Source organism: Pseudomonas sp. S3E17 (genome assembly GCF_024168685.1).
GTDB classification, from domain to species: domain Bacteria; phylum Pseudomonadota; class Gammaproteobacteria; order Pseudomonadales; family Pseudomonadaceae; genus Aquipseudomonas; species Aquipseudomonas marginalis.
Genome location: NZ_JALJWE010000001.1, coordinates 6,251,916 through 6,273,214, shown reverse-complemented (window position 1 = coordinate 6,273,214; position 21,299 = coordinate 6,251,916). Strand labels below are relative to the sequence as shown.

The 21,299-nt window shown below is 60.4% G+C and carries 18 protein-coding genes; 14 read left to right on the top strand and 4 right to left on the bottom strand.

The window, feature by feature from the left end; translation table 11 throughout:
• Positions 1-135: 135 nt before the first annotated feature.
• Positions 136-2,982 (top strand): RNA polymerase-associated protein RapA, encoded by a 2,847-nt coding sequence (gene rapA, locus J3D60_RS28390; RefSeq protein ID WP_065938821.1) that lies wholly within the window; start codon positions 136-138, stop codon positions 2,980-2,982.
• 179 nt (positions 2,983-3,161) lie between these two features.
• Here rapA and J3D60_RS28385 read toward each other — a convergent pair whose 3' ends face one another.
• The gene (locus tag J3D60_RS28385; RefSeq protein WP_141156949.1) at positions 3,162-4,508 is read right to left on the bottom strand and encodes an MFS transporter; all 1,347 of its coding nucleotides are present in this window, start codon (positions 4,506-4,508) and stop codon (positions 3,162-3,164) included.
• Positions 4,509-4,759: 251 nt separating this feature from the next.
• Here J3D60_RS28385 and J3D60_RS28380 point away from each other — a divergent pair, with 251 nt between their 5' ends.
• The 3 genes from J3D60_RS28380 to J3D60_RS28370 all read left to right on the top strand — a co-directional run bounded on the left by J3D60_RS28380 (position 4,760) and on the right by J3D60_RS28370 (position 9,907).
• Positions 4,760-5,125: a YkgJ family cysteine cluster protein gene (locus J3D60_RS28380; protein WP_027604417.1), complete on the top strand. Its 366-nt coding sequence runs from the start codon at positions 4,760-4,762 to the stop codon at positions 5,123-5,125.
• Positions 5,126-5,263: 138 nt separating this feature from the next.
• A complete protein-coding gene (locus J3D60_RS28375) occupies positions 5,264-7,528 on the top strand; it encodes a bifunctional diguanylate cyclase/phosphodiesterase (protein ID WP_253493538.1) in 2,265 nt (754 codons plus the stop codon).
• Between the two features lie 201 nt (positions 7,529-7,729).
• A complete protein-coding gene (locus tag J3D60_RS28370) occupies positions 7,730-9,907 on the top strand; it encodes a hypothetical protein (RefSeq protein ID WP_065938818.1) in 2,178 nt (725 codons plus the stop codon).
• Between the two features lie 36 nt (positions 9,908-9,943).
• On the opposite strand, the gene J3D60_RS28365 is transcribed toward J3D60_RS28370, so the two are convergent.
• Positions 9,944-11,035 (bottom strand): hypothetical protein, encoded by a 1,092-nt coding sequence (locus J3D60_RS28365; RefSeq protein WP_253493536.1) that lies wholly within the window; start codon positions 11,033-11,035, stop codon positions 9,944-9,946.
• A gap of 260 nt (positions 11,036-11,295) precedes the next feature.
• A complete protein-coding gene (locus tag J3D60_RS28360) occupies positions 11,296-11,598 on the bottom strand; it encodes a DUF2288 domain-containing protein (protein ID WP_065938816.1) in 303 nt (100 codons plus the stop codon).
• 340 nt (positions 11,599-11,938) lie between these two features.
• On the opposite strand from J3D60_RS28360, the gene J3D60_RS28355 reads away from it, so the two are divergent.
• The 9 genes from J3D60_RS28355 to J3D60_RS28315 all read left to right on the top strand — a co-directional run bounded on the left by J3D60_RS28355 (position 11,939) and on the right by J3D60_RS28315 (position 19,564).
• Entirely contained in the window at positions 11,939-13,066 is a 1,128-nt protein-coding gene (locus J3D60_RS28355) for a branched-chain amino acid ABC transporter substrate-binding protein (protein WP_065938815.1), read from the top strand.
• Positions 13,067-13,295: 229 nt separating this feature from the next.
• Positions 13,296-14,219 carry a high-affinity branched-chain amino acid ABC transporter permease LivH gene (gene livH / locus J3D60_RS28350; RefSeq protein ID WP_003172375.1) on the top strand — a complete coding sequence of 308 codons (924 nt, stop codon included), beginning with the start codon at positions 13,296-13,298 and terminating at the stop codon, positions 14,217-14,219.
• Positions 14,216-15,469 (top strand): high-affinity branched-chain amino acid ABC transporter permease LivM, encoded by a 1,254-nt coding sequence (locus tag J3D60_RS28345; RefSeq protein ID WP_065938814.1) that lies wholly within the window; start codon positions 14,216-14,218, stop codon positions 15,467-15,469. Before livH ends, J3D60_RS28345 begins: the two co-directional genes overlap by 4 nt.
• Positions 15,466-16,233 (top strand): high-affinity branched-chain amino acid ABC transporter ATP-binding protein LivG, encoded by a 768-nt coding sequence (gene livG / locus J3D60_RS28340; RefSeq protein ID WP_027604424.1) that lies wholly within the window; start codon positions 15,466-15,468, stop codon positions 16,231-16,233. The genes J3D60_RS28345 and livG overlap by 4 nt, the downstream gene beginning before the upstream one ends.
• A gap of 1 nt (position 16,234) precedes the next feature.
• On the top strand, positions 16,235-16,936 hold the full coding sequence (locus J3D60_RS31385; RefSeq protein WP_017844798.1) for an ABC transporter ATP-binding protein: 702 nt from the start codon (positions 16,235-16,237) through the stop codon (positions 16,934-16,936).
• Between the two features lie 175 nt (positions 16,937-17,111).
• Positions 17,112-17,408, top strand: coding sequence for a DUF2282 domain-containing protein (locus tag J3D60_RS28330; protein WP_027604425.1), 297 nt, complete (start codon positions 17,112-17,114; stop codon positions 17,406-17,408).
• A 22-nt stretch (positions 17,409-17,430) separates the two neighbouring features.
• On the top strand, positions 17,431-18,309 hold the full coding sequence (locus J3D60_RS28325) for a DUF692 domain-containing protein (RefSeq protein WP_065938812.1): 879 nt from the start codon (positions 17,431-17,433) through the stop codon (positions 18,307-18,309).
• Positions 18,306-19,082: a DNA-binding domain-containing protein gene (locus tag J3D60_RS28320; protein ID WP_065938811.1), complete on the top strand. Its 777-nt coding sequence runs from the start codon at positions 18,306-18,308 to the stop codon at positions 19,080-19,082. Before J3D60_RS28325 ends, J3D60_RS28320 begins: the two co-directional genes overlap by 4 nt.
• The gene (locus J3D60_RS28315; RefSeq protein WP_065938810.1) at positions 19,079-19,564 is read left to right on the top strand and encodes a DoxX family protein; all 486 of its coding nucleotides are present in this window, start codon (positions 19,079-19,081) and stop codon (positions 19,562-19,564) included. Before J3D60_RS28320 ends, J3D60_RS28315 begins: the two co-directional genes overlap by 4 nt.
• Here J3D60_RS28315 and J3D60_RS28310 read toward each other — a convergent pair.
• Positions 19,561-20,469 (bottom strand): LysR family transcriptional regulator, encoded by a 909-nt coding sequence (locus J3D60_RS28310; protein WP_065938809.1) that lies wholly within the window; start codon positions 20,467-20,469, stop codon positions 19,561-19,563. The genes J3D60_RS28315 and J3D60_RS28310 overlap by 4 nt on opposite strands.
• Positions 20,470-20,681: 212 nt before the next feature.
• Between J3D60_RS28310 and J3D60_RS28305 the strand changes: the two genes are divergently transcribed.
• On the top strand, positions 20,682-21,281 hold the full coding sequence (locus J3D60_RS28305; RefSeq protein ID WP_253493534.1) for a short chain dehydrogenase: 600 nt from the start codon (positions 20,682-20,684) through the stop codon (positions 21,279-21,281).
• Positions 21,282-21,299 lie beyond the last annotated feature (18 nt).

The following is a 21,299-nucleotide window of genomic DNA, read 5'->3' as shown; positions in this document are numbered from 1 at the left end:
ACTCACAAGTGCCCGCCACCCGTCGATTGCGTGCTCACCCGGCCGCCCAAACGGAGTAGTTTTTGTCAGAGTCCTTGGGCGTGGGGCCTTGTTCCGTTAACATAGTCGGCTTTTTCACGGCGGGAGTCAGGCAGCATGGCGCAGCAGTATCAACCGGGGCAACGCTGGATTAGTGACAGCGAAGCAGAGCTGGGGTTAGGCACCGTTCTGGCACAGGACGGCCGCTTGTTGACCGTGCTCTATCCGGCCACTGGCGACACCCGCCAGTATGCGCTACGGAATGCGCCCCTCACCCGTGTGAGGTTCTCGCCGGGTGACTCCATCACCCATTTCGAAGGCTGGAAAATGACCGTGCAGGAAGTCGACGACGTCGACGGCCTGCTGGTCTACCACGGCCTCAATGGGCAGAACGAGCAGGTCACCCTGCCGGAAACCCAGCTCTCCAACTTTATCCAGTTCCGCCTGGCCAGCGACCGTCTGTTCGCCGGGCAGATCGACCCGCTGGCCTGGTTCTCGCTGCGCTATCACACCCTTGAACACACCAGCCGCCAATTGCAATCCTCGCTGTGGGGCCTGGGTGGCGTGCGTGCGCAACCTATTGCCCACCAATTGCACATCGCCCGTGAAGTCGCTGACCGTATCGCACCACGGGTCTTGCTGGCGGACGAAGTGGGCCTGGGCAAGACCATCGAAGCCGGCCTGGTGATCCATCGCCAACTGCTGTCGGGCCGTGCCAACCGCGTACTGATCCTGGTACCGGAAAACCTGCAGCACCAGTGGCTGGTGGAAATGCGCCGCCGCTTCAACCTGCAAGTGGCGCTGTTCGATGAAGAACGCTTTATCGAAAGCGATGCCGCCAACCCGTTCGAAGACACCCAACTGGCCCTGGTCGCGCTGGAGTGGCTGGTGGACGATGAGAAGGCCCAGGACGCACTGTTCGCCGCCGGCTGGGACCTGATGGTGGTCGACGAAGCCCACCACCTGGTCTGGCATGAAGACAAAGCCAGCCCGGAATACAGCCTTGTCGAACAACTGGCCGAGGTCATCCCGGGCGTGCTGCTGCTCACCGCCACCCCGGAACAGCTGGGCCAGGACAGCCACTTCGCGCGCCTGCGCCTGCTGGACCCGAACCGTTTCCACGACCTACACGCCTTCCGTGCCGAAAGCGAGAACTATCGCCCGGTGGCCGAAGCCGTGCAGGAGCTGCTCGACAAGGGCCGCCTGTCGCCTGCCGCGCACAAGACCATCCAAGGTTTCCTCGGCAACGAAGGCGAAGCGCTGCTGACCGCCGTCAACGATGGCGACGCCGAAGCCAGTGCGCGCCTGGTGCGTGAACTGCTCGACCGCCACGGCACCGGCCGCGTGCTGTTCCGTAACACCCGTGCCGCGGTGCAGGGTTTCCCGGAGCGTAAGCTGCACGCCTACCCGCTGCCGAACCCGGACGAATACCTCGAACTGCCCCTGGGCGAACACGCCGAGCTGTACCCGGAAGTCAGCTTCCAGTCGCAACCGGACATCGACGAAGAAAACCGCTGGTGGCGCTTCGACCCGCGCGTCGAGTGGCTGATCGACCAGCTGAAAATGCTCAAGCGCACCAAGGTCTTGGTGATCTGCGCCCACGCCGAAACCGCCATGGACCTGGAAGACGCCCTGCGCGTACGCTCCGGCATCCCGGCCACGGTGTTCCACGAGGGCATGAACATCCTCGAGCGTGACCGCGCCGCCGCTTACTTCGCCGATGAGGAATTCGGCGCCCAGGTACTGATCTGCTCGGAAATCGGCAGTGAAGGCCGCAATTTCCAGTTCTCCCACCACCTGGTGCTGTTCGACCTGCCATCCCACCCCGACCTGCTGGAACAGCGGATCGGCCGTCTGGACCGGATCGGCCAGAAACATGTGATCGAACTGCACGTGCCCTACCTGGAAACCAGCCCGCAACAGCGCCTGTTCCAGTGGTACCACGAAGCCCTGAACGCGTTCCTTAACACCTGCCCGACGGGCAACGCCTTGCAGCACCAGTTCGGCCCGCGCCTGCTGCCGCTGCTGGAAAACGCCGACGACAGCGAGTGGCAAGCCCTGATCGACGAGGCCCGTGCCGAGCGCGAGCGCCTGGAACAGGAACTGCACACCGGCCGCGACCGCCTGCTGGAGCTCAACTCCGGTGGCGCCGGTGAAGGCGATGCGCTGGTGGAGGACATCCTCGAACAAGACGACCAGTTCGCCCTGCCGATCTACATGGAAACCCTGTTCGACGCCTTTGGCATCGACAGCGAAGACCATTCGGAAAACGCGCTGATCCTCAAGCCCAGCGAGAAGATGCTCGACGCCAGCTTCCCCCTGGGCGACGACGAAGGTGTGACCATCACCTACGACCGTAACCAGGCGCTGTCCCGTGAAGACATGCAGTTCATCACCTGGGAACACCCGATGGTGCAGGGCGGCATGGACCTGGTGCTGTCCGGCTCCATGGGCAACACCGCCGTGGCGCTGATCAAGAACAAGGCGCTCAAGCCGGGCACCGTGTTGCTGGAGCTGCTCTACGTCAGCGAAGTGGTCGCGCCCCGCGCGCTGCAACTGGGCCGCTACCTGCCTCCGGCGGCACTGCGCTGCCTGCTGGACACCAATGGCAACGACCTGTCCGGCCGCGTCTCGTTCGAAACCTTGAACGACCAGCTGGAAAGCGTGCCACGGGCCAGCGCCAACAAGTTCGTGCAGGCCCAGCGCGATCAACTCACACCGCGGATCAATGCCGGTGAAGAGAAGATCACACCGCGTCACGCCGAACGTGTGGCCGAAGCCAAGCGTCGCCTGGCGGCAGACACCGACGAAGAACTGGCGCGCCTGACCGCGTTGCAAGCGGTCAACCCGACCGTACGCGACAGCGAGCTGGTCGCCCTGCGCAACCAACGTGAGCAAGGCCTGGCCATGCTCGACAAGGCGGCGCTGCGACTGGAAGCCATTCGGGTGTTGGTAGCGGGTTGATTACCGCCCTGCCCTGTTAAAAAGGCCCGCGCACTGCGGGCCTTTTTTATTCACTTGAGAACACCGTTGGCGTTGCGGGCCTCATCGGGGGCAAGCCCCCTCCCACAGTTGACCGCGTTGTCATGTAGGTCACCGATCAATGTGGGAGGGGGCTTGCCCCCGATGGCGTCAACGCGGAATCAAGCCATCGCTGCCGCAGCCGGCACCTCAACCCCCTTCAATCCCTCCTTCATCCGCTTGGCATCACGCACAAAACTGCGTGACGCCTGGAACAGGAACAGCATGGTCAAGAACAACGCCACCGGAATCAGGTACATGGCGTCATGCAAGCCCACCGCCTTGTAAGCCTCGGTCATCTGCTCGGCCCCCGCCGCATACATCGCCGCATGGGCAAAATGGTCGGACAACCCGCCCACCACAATCGGCCCCATGCCCCCGCCCAGCAAGTACAAACCGGCAAAGAACAGCGCCATCGCCGTGGCCCGCAGGCGCGGCTCGACCACGTCCTGGATCGCGGTGTACACACAGGTGTAGAAGTTATACGCAAACAACCAGCCCACACTGAACAGCGCCACAAACACGCCGATCTCGATACGCCCGGCATGCAGGGCCCAGGCTGTAGTGACGGTGGAGATGATCAGACTGCACGCCGCAAACAACAGTCGGCCATTGGCAACACGTTGATGGATCTTGTCGGCAATCCAGCCCCCCAAGGTCAGGCCCACCAGGCCGGTCAACCCGACGATGACGCCGGTGGCGACCGCCGCGTCCTGCAGTGGCAGGAGGAAATAGCGCTGCAGCATCGGCACCAGGAACGAGTTGCACGCATAGGTGGCGAAGTTGAAGCACAACCCGGCCAGCACCAACCACAGGAAGGTCGGCACGGCCAGCACACGGCGAATCGGGCGATCAACACGCTCCTGGGAGACTTGTACGGCTTCGGCGGCGCCGCGCTTGGGTTCCTTGATATAGAACATGAACACCGCAAGGATCAGCCCCGGCACGGCGGCGATGAAGAACGGCGCGCGCCAGCTGTCGAACGCCTTGACCATCCAACCGATGGTGAAGAACGCCAGCAACAGGCCCAAAGGCAGGCCCAGCATGAAAATCCCCATGGCCCGGGCACGACGGTGCGCCGGGAACAGGTCGCCGATCAGCGAGTTGGCGGCCGGCGCATAGCTGGCTTCACCGATACCGATGCCCATGCGCACCAGCAAAAACGTCCAGAAACTGCCGACCAGGCCGTTGATCGCCGTCAACCCGCTCCACGCGAACAGGCCCCAGCCCATCAGTTTGCTGCGCGAGCCGGTATCGGCCAGACGCCCCAGCGGCAGGCCGGCAATGGCGTAGACGATGGTGAAGGCGGTGCCGATGATGCCGAGCTGGAAGTCGCTCAGGTGCCATTCCATGCGGATCGGCTCGATGATGATCGCCGGAATGGTGCGGTCGAAGAAGTTGAACAGGTTGGCGAGGAACAACAGGAACAGAATGCGCCAGGCATTCGCCGCTTGGGTCGAGTTCTGCATGGGTCCGTCTCTTTTATTGTTATGAGAGCTGCGATGCCCGATGCATCCCGCCCGGTACCTGCAACATAGTCAGGCGAGCCGTGGTTGTCTGTAATGATTCGTAAAGCTGATAGGGCATGATTTCACCCGACAACACGGGACTTTGCCGACAAAAATATAAGTGCCTGCCCCCCTTCCCAACGGCCATGACCCGATTAGAATGGCGAGCCTTCCAGTAGTCCCCCACTCTACTTTTCTTATCGATGACGCCCATGTCCGAAGCCAGTCCGTGTCTGAGTTGCGGTGCCTGCTGTTCACACTTTCGTGTGTCTTTTTTCTGGGGTGAGTGCGCCTCCTCGGGAGGGACGGTGCCTGATGACCTGGTGGTGCAGATCAACCCGACCCGCGTGGCGATGATCGGTACCGACCAGAAACCCGCGCGCTGCTGCAGCCTTGAAGGCGAAGTCGGCAAAGGCACGAGTTGCTCGATTTATGAACAACGCTCAAGCCCCTGCAGAGAATTCGAGGCTTCATGGAGCCAGGGCGAGCAGAATGTCGATTGCGATGCGGCCCGTGCTGCGTTCGGCCTGCCGCCGTTACAAGCACCGTTCGAGTTGGAGTTGCCCATCAGCGCTTAGCACTAATTGCTATGCACGGCATGCCAAAATCATTCAGAGCAAAGTGCCATTATCGCTGGAAAATCCCGCGAGGCTTCTATACTCGACCTCATAGGTCATCGCCGTAGGCTGTGACGTGACGCTATGACGGGACATGCTATGGAATGGCTAGGTCTGCACTTTTTTACCGACCTCCCAGCGAACGGGCACTTATTACTCAATTGCAGTCATAACCCTTTTCTGGTGCTGCTGGCCTATCTGGTCGCCTGTGCGGCGGGGTTCGGCACCCTGGACATGGCCGAACGGGTTGGTCATGTCGAAGACCCTACCGCTCGCCGCCATTGGCGTTGGCTGGGTGCCGGTTGTTTGGCAGGGGGTATCTGGTCCACTCACTTCATCAGCATGCTGGCCTTCCAGGCACCCATCGCGATTCACTACGAACTGCTCATGACGTTCGCCTCGCTGGTCATCGCCCTGATCGCCTCGTTGTTCGCCATGCAAACCCTCAGTCACACCAAACTGCGATTTAACCAATACCTGCTGGCATCGTTGTGGATGGGCATCGGCATCGCCCTGATGCATTACGTCGGCATGTCGGCCATGCGTTCCCAGGCCCAGGCGTATTTCGAGTCGGGCCTGCTGCTCGCCTCGGTGGGCATCGCCATTGGCGCCAGCCTGGCCGCCCTGTTGTTGTCGAGCTACCTGCGCACCGGTGCCGGCGTCTTCCATCAACTGCTCAAATACGCTGCCAGCCTGATGTTGGGCGCAGGCATTATCAGCATGCACTTTACCGGCATGGCCGCCATGCAACTGATCGTCCCCACCGGCGCCGATCTCTCGTTGCCACTGGACAATAACCCTACCCAACTGGGCCTGTCGGTCGCCGTGATCACCCTGCTGGTGATCGGCAGCAGCATCAGCGCTGCGCTGGCGGATAAAAAGCTGCAGCACAAGGAGCGCGACCTGCGTCGGGTCAACGCACTGCTCAGCGAACTGGATCAGGCGCGCGCCTCCCTGCAACAGGTGGCGCATTACGACGCGCTGACCAGCTTGCTTAACCGACGCGGTTTCAATCAGATTTTTGCAGAAAAAATCGCCGAAAAAACGGCTTCAAACGGCATGATGGCGGTTATTTTCCTGGATATTGACCACTTCAAGCGCATCAACGACAGTCTCGGCCATGACGCAGGGGATCAATTGCTCAGCGTTCTCGCCAGCCATATCAAAGGCTCCGTGCGCAGCCATGCGGACGTGGTCGCACGGTTTGGCGGCGATGAGTTCTGCATCCTGATCAGCATTCACCACCGCGACGAAGCGCGACACCTGGCCCAACGCATCATGCAAAAGATGAAGGACCCCGTCGAACTGGCCGGTCGCCGTATGGTGATGACCACCAGCATTGGCATCAGCCTGTTTCCCGAGGATGGCCTGACCTGCGAAGAGCTGCTCAAAAACGCCGACCTGGCGCTGTACCAGTCCAAGGACATGGGACGTAATAGCCTGAACTTCTTCAACTCCAACCTGAAGACCCGCGCCTCCCTCGAACTGCAATTGGAAGAAGAGCTACGCAGCGCCCTGCGCGCCCAGAACCAGTTGGTACTGTTCTACCAACCGATCTTTGACATGAAGCTGGGCAAAGTGACACGCCTGGAGGCCCTGGTGCGCTGGCAGCATCCGCAACATGGGCTGCTGACCCCAGCCCGGTTTATCGGGATTGCCGAAAGCAACGGGCTGATCGCCGAACTCGATCACTGGGTCTTGCGCCAAGCCTGCCATGACTTGAGCCTGCTCTCCGACCGCGGCTATACCGAACTGACCATGTCGGTGAACTGCTCGGCCCTGAACCTGGCCCGCGACGAACTGGCGGATGAAATCGAAGACGCGTTGCGCTTCAGCGGGATCGGCGCCAACCGCCTGGAGCTGGAAGTGACCGAAAATGCCTTGATGGGCAATATCAGCAGCACCCTGGCCCTGCTGCGGCAAATCCGCGCGCTGGGCGTGTCGCTGGCCATCGATGACTTCGGCACCGGCTACTCCTCCCTCGCCTACCTCAAGCGCCTGCCGCTCAACACCCTGAAGATCGATCGCTCGTTTATCCAGGACATTCCCAAGTCGACCGCCGACATCGAGATCGTCCAGGCAATTATCGGCATGGCTCACACCCTGCACCTGCAGGTGGTGACCGAAGGCGTGGAAACCGAGGCCCAATTCAATCTGCTGCTCAATCATGGCTGTGATTTCGTCCAGGGCTACCTATTGAGCCCGGCGGTGCCCGCCAGTGAAATAATGGGCGCAATGCAGGGGATCGACAGGCGCAATCCGAGCCCCCCAGCCAGCGTGGCGGGCACCAAGGACACCCCTGCGACAAAAGAGCTGTCCCCAGGCCGCCCCGGATCCACCTCCGTTGTCAGGCCAATTCGCTGACGTCGAATCTTTGGCATTTCGCCATCACTTACCTAAAGATCGCCGACGAACGGCCGATTCATCAGAGTCCGGCCAGGTTTTTCCTGAGCTCACTGGGTAAGCCTGATGGTTCGGACAAGGACGCACTGTAAAGTCGCGATCTCCCATTCCGTGATGGCTATTTGATACTTTTCAGCCATCCGTCCAGGCACATGGCGCACAATGACCTCTAAAAATAACTCTGGCACCGTGGTATCCGACGTGTTGCTCCCAGCGCCTGAGGGCAAACCCTCAGGTTCAAAGTCATTGAGCACCGCGCGCCCGCTGGCCACCCAGCAATACCTGTACTTCACCGAAACCAATACCGACCGCATCCTCGATAACCTCGACGGCCTGCGCGACATGGTGTTCCCGCGCCCGCCTCACCTGGAAGGCGACAGCGAGCAGCACAGCGAGCAGGAATTCCCCTCGGTCTGCCTGATCGGCCTGGGCCGCTGCGGTTCGAACATCGCGCTGGACGTGGCGGAGCTGGTGTACAACGCGCGCAAGTTCTACCTCAACGAATTCAGCACCGAAGACAAATCCTTGGATAAGGGCTACAGCCCGGCCCAGTGGATTCGCAACAACCTGCGCCTGGGCGGCGGCAAGGCCAGCAAGCCGGTGTTCCTGGTGGAACCGCTGGTGATGCTCGGTGACCTGGACAAGGACATCGCCGGGCGTATCCGTTTCTCGCGCAAGGGCGAAAAAAGCGGCTTCCTGCGCGACTATAGCAAGATGAAAATCATGGACCTCTCCGAAGTCCATGCCGGTGGCGCCGGTAACGCGCCGATCCTCGGCCAGTACCTGGCCAAGATCATCCTCAACAAAGACACCCAGCGCTTTTCCAGCCCCGACTGGAAGATGATCCACTCGTACCTGATCGACTCCTGCGGCATCAAGGCCAACCAGTCGCGCCTGTACTTCTCGATCTTCAGCGCCGGCGGCGGCACCGGTTCGGGCATGGCCTCGGAGTTCGGCCTGGCGCAGCAGCACTCGTACATGAACAAGACGTTCGACACCAAGCCCGCCGACGAACACGACAGCAAAAGCGGCCACGCCTTCGTATTCGAGCCGATCTTCACCAGCGGTATTTGCGTGCTGCCGAACATCTCCGACCACCGCAGCGAAATGTCCGAGGCGCTGCACATCAACGCCGGACGCTTGCTGTGCAAGTACCTTTCGGAGGAATGGGACTTCTCGTACAACTTCGACAATGAAGACAGCAGCGAAGCCAGCGTAAAGGGGCGCATCCGGCCTTGGAACGCGATGATGCTGATCTCCAACGACATCATGCGCTACGCCGAAGAAAGCGATGACGGCAATATCCAGAACATTGACGTCAATGCCATGGAGAAACACGCCAACCAGTACATCTCCCAGCAGATCTTCAACATCCTCACCGCCCAGGCCGTGACCACCGACTACGACCAGAACTACTTCCGTCGCGCCGGCATCGACATCGGCGAGACCATCCGCCTGGATGCCAATGACCTGTTCATGAGCCTGGCCGGGCCGGTGGCGATTGCCTACGCCGAATCCGTCGTACCGGAAACCCCGGCGCCGTCCAATGACAAGTTCAAAGTCTTCGAGAAAGAGCCTCAGCGCCTGAACATCGACGACCTGTTCTTCCGTTCCATCGACCTGCCGCACTTCAACAAAGTCACCCAGGCCATTGAAGGCATCAGCCTGTTGCCGATCGAGTCCAAGCGCTACAAGGCGTCCCTGGAGCAATACAAGAACTCCGGCTACGACGCGGCGGCGCTGCATGACCTGCACTTCTTCAAGAACTGCTCGTCGGTGGTGTCGATCGTCTCGCTGCCCAAGGACTACAAGCTGTCCTACATGGACCTGAACCGGCTCAAGACGCACCTCAACAGCCTGTTCCCCAACACCACCCTCAAACGCTATGCCCTGGTGATCGGCGCGTCCGCCAACCTGTCACTGACCACCCTGATCGCCAAGAGCCCGTGCCTGTCGGATGACTTCCTCACACTGATCGTGGCCTTTATCAAGCGTTGCTTTGCGCGCAACCCGTACCGCTTCGATGACACCTTGGACAATTCGATCCTGGACTTCATCATCCACGAGGACTTCGACGAAGACCGCATCGACGAGTTGCTCAATGAGTTTGAAAACCCGGCGAAGATCCTCGATACCAACTGGTACGCGATCAAGCCGATGTATGAGAAGAAGTACCGCGAGTTGATCAACGACAAAGAGAAGTTCGTGTCGATCAATGACATTCGCCTGTCACGGGATTGTGTGAAGAAGGCGATCAAGTACTTGCGCGAGATCTACCGTCACCGCATCGGCAAGACCAAGGTTATCTCGTTGAATAACCACACCGGCAAGACCGCCTAGCCCAGTGTGACGGCGCCGCCTGGCGCCGTTGCAACCTCAGTGCGTCATGCGTTGGCGCAGGAACGCGATGATGGTCTTTTCGTCGGCGCGTCTTGCAGGCCGGGGCAAATGCTTCGGCCAGCCGGAATTTTTTGCGCCGAAGAACCGCTTCTGCTCCGCCTCATCCCAGCCACGAATCTCCCGCGAAGCCGATTCCCACCACCCGTGTCGGCACACATCGTAGTACGGATGCGCAGGCGCCGAACTGCCGTAGAGCAAGTCACGACCGACCTTTTTCAGGTGCTTGCGCTGATTGCGCAGCTTCCACTTGATGCGCAGCCGCTGCCAGGGCGAGGGCACCGGCTTGACTCGCGGCACATCCCTGCATCGCGCTACCAGCTCAGGGCCGAATGCCTCACCGTGAAGGGTGAAGAAGTGCGCTTGCATGGCATGGAAGAAGCGCTTATCGGCGAAGTAGTGATGAACGAATTTATGCGCCTCGCGCACCTTCTGGTCGCGCATCGCGAAGGAAATCGCGATTTGCTCGATGGTGTGAATATCGAACGAGTTCCGCGTCCACTCGTCGATCAGGCGGATGGAGGCTTCGAGCAGCGGCGCATCGCTGGCACGCACGCCGCACAGACCACTGTTATAGAGCTTGAAGCTGTTATCCGCAGAGATGCCATGGGCCTGCAGGTGCTCGCCCAACTTGAGATAGTCAGGGCGCTTGCAGACATAGCTCCAGTCGTATTCAAAGCCGTCCATCACATACTGGCCCGGCTCTATCAGTTCGAACACACGATGGGGGGACTTGAGGAACAGCGTGTCGGTGTCAACGAACAGGGTCTTGTCCGCCAGCATAAGCCCTTGGGCGATCGCGCAGGCCTTGCGGCGATGGGGGTAACCGTTTTCACCCTGCCATTGGGCCAGGGTCTGCTCGTCCAGGGCGATGGTTTCAACCGGCCAGCCCATGTAGTCCTGGGGCCGATCGGTCATGACCCGGATGCACAGCGACTCGCCCGGTTTGAGTTGGGACAGGGCGGTGAGGATGCTGAACTTGGCTTCGCGCCGATAAACGTCCTGGCGACCGTAGATAAGGTAAAGCAGTTGGTGCGAAGGCTTCGCTAAGGGGGACAGCGCTGACGGCATGACTAGCTCCGGGTGACAAGCGGCGAACTTTACCGGAATTCGCCGTTTCCTACGTCGCGATCTGACAGGCATCACCCTCTTATTCACACTGAGAAACAATTCTCCGGCCTATTCACCGGCGAGAAAACTGTTCCCATGACGTGCGCGTCACCCAGCGCTGTGACCTTTCTTCACGGCAAGATGCCATCACGGCACCAGCGGTTACTCAGCTACACACTTTTAAAACGGAAAATCACGCACCTTTTCAGTGCAACCCTTTATCACGCCGCCCTTTCCTGGATCAGTATCCACGGCGAAACCACCACCGCCCACAAGCTCGGGTCACGTTCAACCAGGTCCAATGCCCGCGTCGCAGACACTTCGCAAAGGCTGCCAGCGGCCAACCAGGCAGCGACTTTATCGCGGTTGTCTTCAGCCATTCCCTCGGCGGCCTCGATCAAATCCAGGCCGGCATCGACCCACAATAGGGCACCCTTGGCAAAGAACGGCTCAAGCTCCTTCCAGGAGATTTCGGCGGTTTCACCGAGCAGCTTGGCATAGAGGGTGCTAGGTTCTTGAGTCATGGGAATTCACCTGGGAAAAAATCGGCGCAATCATAGCGCCCCCTCTCCGGCAGAAAAACCCAGTTGCAAATGAGTCATCGATAGAAAGTGTCAGGAAAGCCAAGGATTGCCCGGAACGCTGGCATCACCCCGCCGCAATTCTGTCTTTTTCTTTCATTTAAGCGACACACCCGGCTTTTGCCCCCGGCAGCCAGCTTTTCAAGCGATCAACCGGCGCTCTACACTGTACCGGTACAGTTGCCAGGGCACTGCCGGGGGGATATCCGAGATATCCGATCCGGTTCTGCAGCTCACAAGGCCGCTAGAACTATAAAAAATACAACAGTAAGAGTGGAGCACTATGAATAAGGCTACTAAGCAGATTTCCAAACTGTTTGCCGCTATGGTCCTGGCTGGGGTTGCCGGCCATTCGTTCGCAGCCGACACCATCAAGATCGGCATCGCCGGTCCAAAGACTGGTCCTGTAACGCAATACGGCGACATGCAATTCATGGGTGCCAAGCAGGCCATCGCCGACATCAACGCCAAGGGCGGCGTCGACGGCAAAATGCTCGAAGCCAAGGAATACGACGACGCTTGCGACCCTAAACAAGCCGTGGCCGTAGCCAACAAAGTGGTCAACGACGGCGTCAAGTTCGTGGTCGGTCACCTCTGCTCCAGCTCCACTCAGCCAGCGTCCGACATTTATGAAGACGAAGGCGTGATCATGATTACCCCGGCAGCCACCAGCCCGGAAATCACCGCCCGTGGCTACAAGCTGATCTTCCGCACCATCGGTCTGGACAGCGCCCAGGGCCCGGCGGCCGGCAACTACATCGCCGACCACGTGAAGCCGAAAATCGTTGCTGTCCTGCACGACAAGCAGCAATACGGCGAAGGCATCGCCACCGCCGTCAAGCAGACCCTCGAGAAGAAAGGCACCAAGGTTGCCGTCTTCGAAGGCCTGAACGCCGGCGACAAAGACTTCTCCTCGATCATCCAGAAGCTCAAGCAAGCCAACGTCGACTTCGTCTACTACGGCGGCTACCACCCGGAGCTGGGCCTGATCCTGCGCCAAGCCAAGGAAAAAGGCCTGAACGCCAAGTTCATGGGCCCGGAAGGCGTCGGCAACGACTCCATCTCGCAAATCGCCCAGGGCGCCTCCGAAGGCCTGCTGGTGACCTTGCCTAAATCCTTCGATACCGACCCGGCCAACAAAGCCATCGTTGAAGAGTTCGCCAAGAACAAGCAGGACCCAACCGGTCCGTTCGTGTTCCCGGCCTACTCGGCCGTTGAAGTCATCGCCGAGGGCATCAAGACTGCCAAGAGCGAAGACACCGCCAAAGTGGCCGCAGCCATCCACGCGGGCACCTTCAAGACCCCTACCGGCGACCTGAGCTTCGACGCCAAGGGCGACCTGAAGGACTTCAAGTTCGTGGTCTACGAATGGCACTTCGGCAAACCAAAAACCGAAGTTTCCCCTCAGTAAGCCAGGCGTTACTGGTCCAACAAGCCCACTGTGAGAGCAGTGGGCTTTGTTTTACGAGGTTTATGGGCCTGTCACCCGCGATCCGGGCGCTGGCTCACCTGAAAATCTTAAAACCGTCACCAGCGGTTCGCTGGCAAACGCTTTGTGCAAATGTGCTCACAGAACACAGCACGGGGCCGGAACATGACTCCACCAGTGAAATGCGTATCGGGTTTTTAGGAGCGCTGTAATGCCTGAGATCTATCATTTTTTCCAACAGCTGGTTAATGGGCTGACCATTGGCAGCACCTATGCCTTGATAGCCATTGGCTACACAATGGTTTACGGCATCATTGGAATGATCAACTTCGCCCATGGCGAGGTATACATGATTGGTTCCTACGTGGCCTTCATTGCCCTTGCCGGGCTGGCCATGATGGGTATCCACTCCCTGCCGCTGTTGATGACCGCCGCGTTCCTGGCGTCGATCGTCGTAACCAGTGCCTATGGCTACAGTATCGAGCGCGTTGCCTACCGTCCCTTGCGTGGCAGCAACCGTTTGATCCCACTGATTTCCGCCATCGGCATGTCGATTTTCCTGCAGAACACCGTATTGCTGTCCCAGGATTCCAAGGATAAATCCATCCCCAACCTGATCCCGGGGAGCTTCTCCTTCGGTCCGGGCGGGGCGGAAGAAGTGCTGATTTCCTACATGCAGATCCTGGTCTTCGTCGTCACCCTGGTGGCCATGCTGGGCCTGACCCTGTTCATCTCCCGCTCCCGTCTGGGGCGCGCCTGCCGGGCCTGCGCCGAAGACATCAAGATGGCCAACCTGTTGGGCATCAATACCAACAACATCATCGCCCTGACCTTCGTGATCGGTGCCGCACTGGCAGCCGTCGCGGCCGTACTGCTGAGCATGCAGTACGGCGTGATCAACCCCAACGCCGGTTTCCTGGTAGGCCTCAAGGCTTTTACCGCAGCGGTATTGGGCGGCATCGGCAGTATCCCGGGCGCGATGCTCGGCGGCCTGGTGCTGGGGGTGGCCGAGGCGTTTGGTGCCGATATTTTCGGCGACCAATACAAGGACGTCGTCGCGTTCGGCCTGTTGGTCCTGGTGCTGTTGTTCCGTCCGACCGGCATCCTGGGCCGTCCGGAGGTTGAGAAAGTATGAGCAGATATCTTAAATCGGCGTTTTTCAGCGCCTTGCTGGTGTGGGCGGTGGCCTTCCCGGTACTCGGCCTCAAGCTGAGCATTGTCGGCATCAACCTGGAAGTGCATGGCACCGGCCCCGTGACGCTGACCATCATCGCCTTGTGTTCGGTGCTGATGTTCCTGCGCGTGCTGTTCACCCAGCAGGTCGGTGCCCTGTTCAAGGGCAACCGTGGCCCGTTGGTCTCGCCCAAGGTCAGCCAATTCCTGACCCTGCCGCGCACCCAGCGCTACATCATCATCGGCCTGATCGTGGCCGCGCTGATCTGGCCGTTCTTCGGCTCGCGCGGTGCGGTCGACATTGCCACCCTGATCCTGATCTACGTGTTGCTGGGCCTGGGCCTGAACATCGTAGTGGGCCTGGCCGGCCTCCTCGACCTGGGTTATGTGGGCTTCTACGCCGTGGGTGCCTACACCTACGCGCTGCTGTCGCACTACCTGGGCTGGAGCTTCTGGATCTGCCTGCCGCTGGCCGGCATGGCGGCGGCCACGTTCGGCTTCCTGCTGGGCTTCCCGGTATTGCGCCTGCGCGGTGACTACCTGGCCATCGTGACCCTGGGCTTCGGGGAAATCATCCGTCTGTTCCTGCGTAACCTGACCGACATCACCGGTGGCCCCAACGGCATCAGCAGCATCCCCAAGCCGACGTTCTTCGGGCTGTCGTTCGACCGCACCGCTGCCGAAGGCATGCAGACCTTCCACGAGTACTTCGGGATCGACTACAACCCGGTGAGCAAAGTGGTGTTCCTGTACCTGGTGGCGCTGTTGCTGGCGCTGGCAGCACTGTTCGTGATCAACCGCTTGCTGCGCATGCCGATCGGCCGTGCCTGGGAAGCGTTGCGCGAAGATGAAATCGCCTGCCGTGCCCTGGGCCTGAACCCGACCATCATCAAGCTCTCCGCCTTCACCCTGGGTGCCGCGTTCGCCGGTTTTGCCGGCAGCTTCTTCGCCGCTCGCCAAGGCCTGGTGACCCCAGAGTCGTTCACCTTCATCGAGTCGGCGATCATCCTCGCCATCGTCGTGTTGGGTGGCATGGGCTCGCAGCTGGGTGTGATCCTGGCGGCGATCGTGATGATCCTGCTGCCGGAAATGATGCGTGAGTTCAGCGAATACCGCATGTTGATGTTCGGCGCCATGATGGTGCTGATGATGATCTGGCGACCTCAAGGCCTGCTGCCCATGCAACGTCCACACATGGAGCTGCGCAAATGAGCCGCGAGATCCTGAAAGTCGAAAACTTGAGCATGCGCTTCGGCGGCTTGCTGGCGGTCAACGGCGTCGCCCTGACCGTGAAAGAGAAACAGGTGGTTGCGCTGATCGGCCCCAACGGCGCCGGCAAGACCACGGTGTTCAACTGCCTCACCGGTTTCTACAAGCCGAGTGGCGGCAGCATCCTGCTGGACGGCCAGCCGATCCAGGGGCTGGCCGGCCACGAGATCGCCCGCAAGGGCGTGGTGCGCACCTTCCAGAACGTACGGCTGTTCAAGGACATGACGGCGGTCGAGAACCTGTTGATCGCCCAGCACCGTCACCTGAACACCAACTTCTTTGCGGGCCTGTTCAAGACCCCGGCGTTCCGCAAGAGCGAGCGCGAGGCCATGGAATACGCTGCGTACTGGCTGGACAAGGTCAACCTCACCGAGTTCGCCAACCGCCCCGCCGGCACCCTGGCCTACGGTCAGCAACGTCGCCTGGAAATCGCTCGCTGCATGATGACCCGTCCGCGGATCCTGATGCTCGACGAACCGGCCGCCGGCCTGAACCCCAAGGAAACCGAAGACCTCAAGGCGCTGATCGGCGTGTTGCGTGAGGAAAACAACGCCACGGTGCTGTTGATCGAACACGACATGAAACTGGTCATGAGCATTTCCGACCATATCGTGGTGATCAACCAGGGCACGCCGCTGGCGGACGGGACGCCGGAGCAGATCCGCGACAATCCTGAAGTGATCAAAGCCTATCTGGGGGAAGCGTAAAATGCTGCAATTCGAAAACGTTTCCACTTTCTACGGCAAGATCCAGGCCTTGCACAGCGTCAACGTCGAAGTGCGCCAGGGTGAGATCGTCACGCTGATCGGTGCCAACGGCGCCGGCAAGTCGACCTTGCTGATGACCTTGTGCGGCTCGCCGCAGGCCCACAGCGGCAGCATCCGCTACATGGGTGAAGAGCTGGTGGGCCAGCAGTCGTCGCACATCATGCGCAAGAGCATTGCCGTGGTGCCGGAAGGCCGACGGGTGTTCTCACGCCTGACCGTGGAAGAAAACCTGGCCATGGGTGGGTTCTTCACCGACAAGGGCGACTACCAGGAGCAGATGGATAAGGTGCTGCACCTGTTCCCTCGTCTCAAGGAGCGCTTCAGCCAGCGCGGCGGCACCATGTCCGGCGGCGAGCAGCAAATGCTCGCCATCGGCCGTGCACTGATGAGCAAGCCCAAGCTGTTGCTGTTGGACGAACCTTCACTGGGCCTGGCCCCCATCATCATCCAGCAGATCTTCGACATCATCGAACAACTGCGCAAGGACGGTGTAACGGTGTTCCTGGTGGAGCAGAACGCCAACCAGGCGCTGAAAATCGCCGACCGCGCCTACGTGCTGGAAAACGGCCGGGTGGTGATGCAGGGCACTGGCGAGCAGTTGCTGACCGATCCGAAGGTGCGTGAGGCGTACCTGGGAGGCTAAGAGACGGTGGCTGGATAAGCCGGATCTCATGTGGGAGGGAGCAAGTTCCCTCCCACATTTTTGTGCATTGTTTGAAATTATTTAGTCTGACCTTGTAACGAACATCCCCCTCCCCCCTCTAGTGGTGCAAGCAGGCATTCAAGCCCGCTCCTCAACCTACTGCTGGAGATCCATCATGACCACCAAACTGTCCGCTGCTAGCCTCGTCCTCGCCCTGAGTTCGGCCTTGAGCCTGTCCGCCCTGACCACCACCGCCCACGCTGCCGACGACATGCAGAAGTGCTTCGGCGTCGCTGAAGCCGGCAAGAACGATTGCGCCGCCGGTGCCGGCACATCCTGCGCCGGCACCTCGAAAACCAAGGATCAGGCCAACGCCTGGAAACTGGTCCCGGCCGGCACCTGCACCCAAACCCCAAGCTCCACCTCGCCGACCGGTTTCGGCCAGGAAGCCGCCTTCACCGCCAAGTCCTGACCCCTCCCCGGCCGGAGTACGGATGATGACGCTTTCACGCCTGTCCACAGTCTCACCGGTTCAGGTGCCAAGGCTCCCCTATCGGGCCGGGCTGGGCCTGAAGAACGAGCACTTCAAGGAAGTGCTCGATACTTCGCCCGATATCGGTTTTTTTGAAGTGCACGCCGAAAACTACATGGTGGCCGGCGGCCCGTTTCATCACTACCTGGGGTTGATACGCGAACGTTACCCCCTGTCGTTGCACGGCGTGGGCCTGTCCATCGGCGGCGAAGGCCCGCTCAACCGTGAACACCTGGGGCGCTTGGCCGCACTGATCGAACGCTACCAACCCCACTTCTTTTCCGAACACCTGGCCTGGTCCAGCCACGGCCCGGCGTTTCTCAACGACCTGCTGCCCCTGGCTTATGACACCACCACCTTGAGTCGAGTTTGCGAGCATGTCGACCAGGTACAGTGCACCCTCAAGCGGCCGATGCTGCTGGAGAACCCCTCGACCTACCTGCAGTTCCAGCGCTCGACCCTGGACGAGACCGACTTCATCGGCGAGATCATCCGCCGCACCGGCTGCGGCCTGCTGTTGGATGTGAACAACGTCTACGTGTCGTGCATCAACCACCAGCGCGACCCACTGGCCTATCTCAACGCCCTACCGTTGCGCGCCGTGGGTGAGATTCATCTGGCCGGCTTCGCCGAAGACACCGACAGCCTGGGCGATCGCCTGCTGATCGATGACCACGGCGCGCCCATCGATAACGCGGTGTGGCTGCTGTATGAACACGTGCTCGCGCTGACGGGTCCGGTCGCGACACTGATCGAGCGCGACAACCAAGTGCCGGCCTTCAGCGTGCTATGCGCGGAAGCCCAGCACGCTGAACGGTGCTTATCGCAGGTCCGCCCATGAGCCTTCACGACGCCTTTTCCAGCGCCTTGCTGGCGCCCGGCCTACCTTGCCCCGACGGCCTGTTCAGCAGCAACGGGGCCGACCCGGCCAGTCGTTTTGCGGTGTATCGCAACAATGTTCATAGCTCGTTGATCACTGCGCTGGCAACCGCATACCCCGTAACCGCGCAATTGGTCGGCGATGAATTTTTCCGCGCCATGGCCGGCATTTTCGTCCAGGCCTACCCGCCCGCCAGCCCGCTGATCAGCGAGTACGGCGGCACATTCGCCGACTTTATCCAAGGTTTTGAACCGGCCGCCAGCGTGCCCTACCTGGCCGATGTCGCCCGGTTGGAACGCTTGCGGGTTCGCGCTTATCACGCAGCTGATACAGCCGTGGTGGATCCGCAAGCCGTTCTGCAGCAACTGCAGGCCCACACGAAGCCGGGGGCGCTGCATCTGCAACTGCACCCATCCGTTGGCACATTGAACTCCGCCTACGCCGTGGTGGCGGTGTGGGCGGCACACCAGACCGAGGGCGCCCTGGCCACCCTGGATCCCTGGCATGCCCAAGGCGCGCTGGTACTGCGCGAAGGGTTGAATGTCAAGGTCTTCGCCATCGACGGCGGCTCGGTCGCCTTTATCAATAGTCTGAAACGCGGCTCGGCGCTGGAAATGGCCGTCGCCAATGCCCTTGAGGCCAGCGCCGAGTTCGACCTGCACCAATGCCTCGCGCTGCTGATCAACCACGACGCCCTCACTCATCTGCTCCCAGAACAACAGGTATCGCCATGAACACGTCCTCTTCGTGCCTGATCAGACAGGCCATCGCACTTTTCGAAAAAATCCCCTACAGCCTGCTGGCGTTTGTCGCGCGCTTCTCCATTGCGGCAGTGTTCTGGAAATCCGGGCAAACCAAGGTCGAAGGCATTGCCATTGACCTGATCAACGGCACGTTCGAACTCGGTACCCCCAAACTCGCCGCCTCGACATTGCCGCTGTTTCGCAGTGAATACCACGTGCCATTGCTGTCACCGGAAGTGGCCGCGCACATGGCGGCGTTTGCCGAGCACTTTTTCCCGGTGCTGATCCTGGTGGGCCTGGCCACGCGCTTCTCAGCCCTGGCCTTGATTGGCATGACCCTGGTCATTCAGTTGTTCGTCTACCCGGACGCCTACCCCACCCACGGCACCTGGATTGCGCTGCTGTTGCTGTTGCTCGCCAAAGGGCCGGGCCGCCTGTCCATCGACCACCTGATTGCGCGCCGCTACCGTTAGAGCCGATCCAGTGCCTCACCGCTGCGCTTGAACCAGTCCACCAGGTAGTCGGCCAGTACCTGGGTCCGTCTCGGCAGGCCGCCTTGATAAGGATGGACCAGGTACATCGGCAGACTCCGCGTCTGGTAATCACGCAGGAGCCAACGCAATCGGCCGTCAGCCAATTCCGTTGGCAGCACGTAGGACGGCAAGCGGGCGATACCGGCCCCTACCAGGGCGGCCTTCTTCAGTAAGTTGTAATGGTTGGAGGCAAAGGTGCCGCTCACCCTCACCCGCAACAACTCGTGTTGCTGGTGATAAAGCCATTCCTCGCGACCGCTGTAGTGGCTGTTGAGTAAACAGGTGTGCGCCGCAAGATCCCCAGGGGTCAGTGGTTCGCCATGTTGCTCCAGATAGGCGGGACTGGCGCAGGTCATCTCATGCCAGGCCAACAGCGGCCTGGCCACCAGACGCTCGTTTTCAATCGCCCCCGAACGCACCCCCAAGTCAAAGCCGTCCCGCGCCAGGTCTCGGTAACTGTTGTTGAGCTCCAGCTCGATCTGCACCTGAGGGTACTGCTTGGAAAACTCCAGCAATAAACCATCGAAGAAGGTTTCCCCTAATGAAACCGGAACCGTCATACGAACGGGCCCGGCCAAATCGTCCTTGAGACGCGCCAATGCCTGACGGGCGCGATCCACCTGCACCACCAGCGCTTGCGCCTGGGGCAACAGCGCCGCACCGGCGGCGGTCAGGCTGAGCCTACGTGTGGTGCGGTGCAGCAAGACCACGCTGAACTGTGCTTCCAAATGGCTGATGCGCTTGGACAGCTGGCCCTTGCTGCAACCCAGTTGCTCGGCCGCCACCGTAAAACTGCCGGCTTCGATCAGTACGGCAAAGGCCGCCAGGTCATCCATCTCGCTCATGGATTGTTTCCAATTGAAAACCAAAGGTTGCCTATTAGCACGTTTATCCGTCGGAAAAGCCACCCTAGACTTGATGTCTTCTACTGTAGGAGCGAGCTTGCTCGCGAAAATCGTCAACGATAACGCGGTCAGCGAGTACACAGCGGCGCGCTCGAGTTTTTCGCGGGCAAGCCCGCTCCTACAGTTTCTGACAAACCCAGAGGAACAACCCCATGAAAATCCTATTGATTGGCGCCAGCGGCACCGTCGGCTCGGCAGTCAAGGCCGAACTGGCCCAGCGTCATGAGGTGGTCAGCATTGGCCGCAGCAGCGGTGACTTCCAAGTGGATATCAGCGACAGCACTTCGATCCGCAACCTGTTCGAGCAGACCGGCAAATTCGACGCACTCATCTGCGCTGCTGGCAACGTGAACTTCGTAGCGCTGGGTGATATGAGCGAAAGCGATTTTGAGCTGGGCCTGCGTGACAAGCTGATGGGCCAGGTCAACCTGCTGTTGATCGGCCGCGAGTATGCCAACGACGGCGCCTCCTTCACCTTCACCAGCGGCATTCTCAACCGTGACCCGATTCGTACAGGCGCGTCGGCTGCGCTGGTCAATGGTGCACTCGACGCTTTTATCAAAGCTGCGGCAATTGAATTGCCACGAGGGCTGCGCATCAACTCCGTGAGCCCCACGGTCCTGCTGGAAGCCATGGGCAGCTACGCGCCGTACTTCCGTGGCTACAAGCCGGCTGCTAGCGCCGACGTAGCGCTGGCCTACGCCAAAAGTGTAGAGGGCCTACAGACCGGTCAAACCTTTACTGTCGGCTGAATTTGAAGTCGGTAAGAA

What these genes read in the sequence shown, in the direction of transcription:
- J3D60_RS28355 (WP_065938815.1), top strand. Translation starts at nt 11,939, where the DNA reads ATGAATAAGGCTACTAAGCAGATTTCCAAACTGTTTGCCGCTATGGTC.
- rapA (WP_065938821.1), top strand. Translation starts at nt 136, where the DNA reads ATGGCGCAGCAGTATCAACCGGGGCAACGCTGGATTAGTGACAGCGAA.
- livH (WP_003172375.1), top strand. Translation starts at nt 13,296, where the DNA reads ATGCCTGAGATCTATCATTTTTTCCAACAGCTGGTTAATGGGCTGACC.
- J3D60_RS28345 (WP_065938814.1), top strand. Translation starts at nt 14,216, where the DNA reads ATGAGCAGATATCTTAAATCGGCGTTTTTCAGCGCCTTGCTGGTGTGG.
- J3D60_RS28375 (WP_253493538.1), top strand. Translation starts at nt 5,264, where the DNA reads ATGGAATGGCTAGGTCTGCACTTTTTTACCGACCTCCCAGCGAACGGG.
- J3D60_RS28360 (WP_065938816.1), bottom strand. Translation starts at nt 11,598, where the DNA reads ATGACTCAAGAACCTAGCACCCTCTATGCCAAGCTGCTCGGTGAAACC.
- J3D60_RS28310 (WP_065938809.1), bottom strand. Translation starts at nt 20,469, where the DNA reads ATGAGCGAGATGGATGACCTGGCGGCCTTTGCCGTACTGATCGAAGCC.
- J3D60_RS28365 (WP_253493536.1), bottom strand. Translation starts at nt 11,035, where the DNA reads ATGCCGTCAGCGCTGTCCCCCTTAGCGAAGCCTTCGCACCAACTGCTT.
- J3D60_RS28320 (WP_065938811.1), top strand. Translation starts at nt 18,306, where the DNA reads ATGAGCCTTCACGACGCCTTTTCCAGCGCCTTGCTGGCGCCCGGCCTA.
- livG (WP_027604424.1), top strand. Translation starts at nt 15,466, where the DNA reads ATGAGCCGCGAGATCCTGAAAGTCGAAAACTTGAGCATGCGCTTCGGC.
- J3D60_RS28370 (WP_065938818.1), top strand. Translation starts at nt 7,730, where the DNA reads ATGACCTCTAAAAATAACTCTGGCACCGTGGTATCCGACGTGTTGCTC.
- J3D60_RS28385 (WP_141156949.1), bottom strand. Translation starts at nt 4,508, where the DNA reads ATGCAGAACTCGACCCAAGCGGCGAATGCCTGGCGCATTCTGTTCCTG.
- J3D60_RS28380 (WP_027604417.1), top strand. Translation starts at nt 4,760, where the DNA reads ATGTCCGAAGCCAGTCCGTGTCTGAGTTGCGGTGCCTGCTGTTCACAC.
- J3D60_RS28315 (WP_065938810.1), top strand. Translation starts at nt 19,079, where the DNA reads ATGAACACGTCCTCTTCGTGCCTGATCAGACAGGCCATCGCACTTTTC.
- J3D60_RS28325 (WP_065938812.1), top strand. Translation starts at nt 17,431, where the DNA reads ATGATGACGCTTTCACGCCTGTCCACAGTCTCACCGGTTCAGGTGCCA.
- J3D60_RS28330 (WP_027604425.1), top strand. Translation starts at nt 17,112, where the DNA reads ATGACCACCAAACTGTCCGCTGCTAGCCTCGTCCTCGCCCTGAGTTCG.
- J3D60_RS31385 (WP_017844798.1), top strand. Translation starts at nt 16,235, where the DNA reads ATGCTGCAATTCGAAAACGTTTCCACTTTCTACGGCAAGATCCAGGCC.
- J3D60_RS28305 (WP_253493534.1), top strand. Translation starts at nt 20,682, where the DNA reads ATGAAAATCCTATTGATTGGCGCCAGCGGCACCGTCGGCTCGGCAGTC.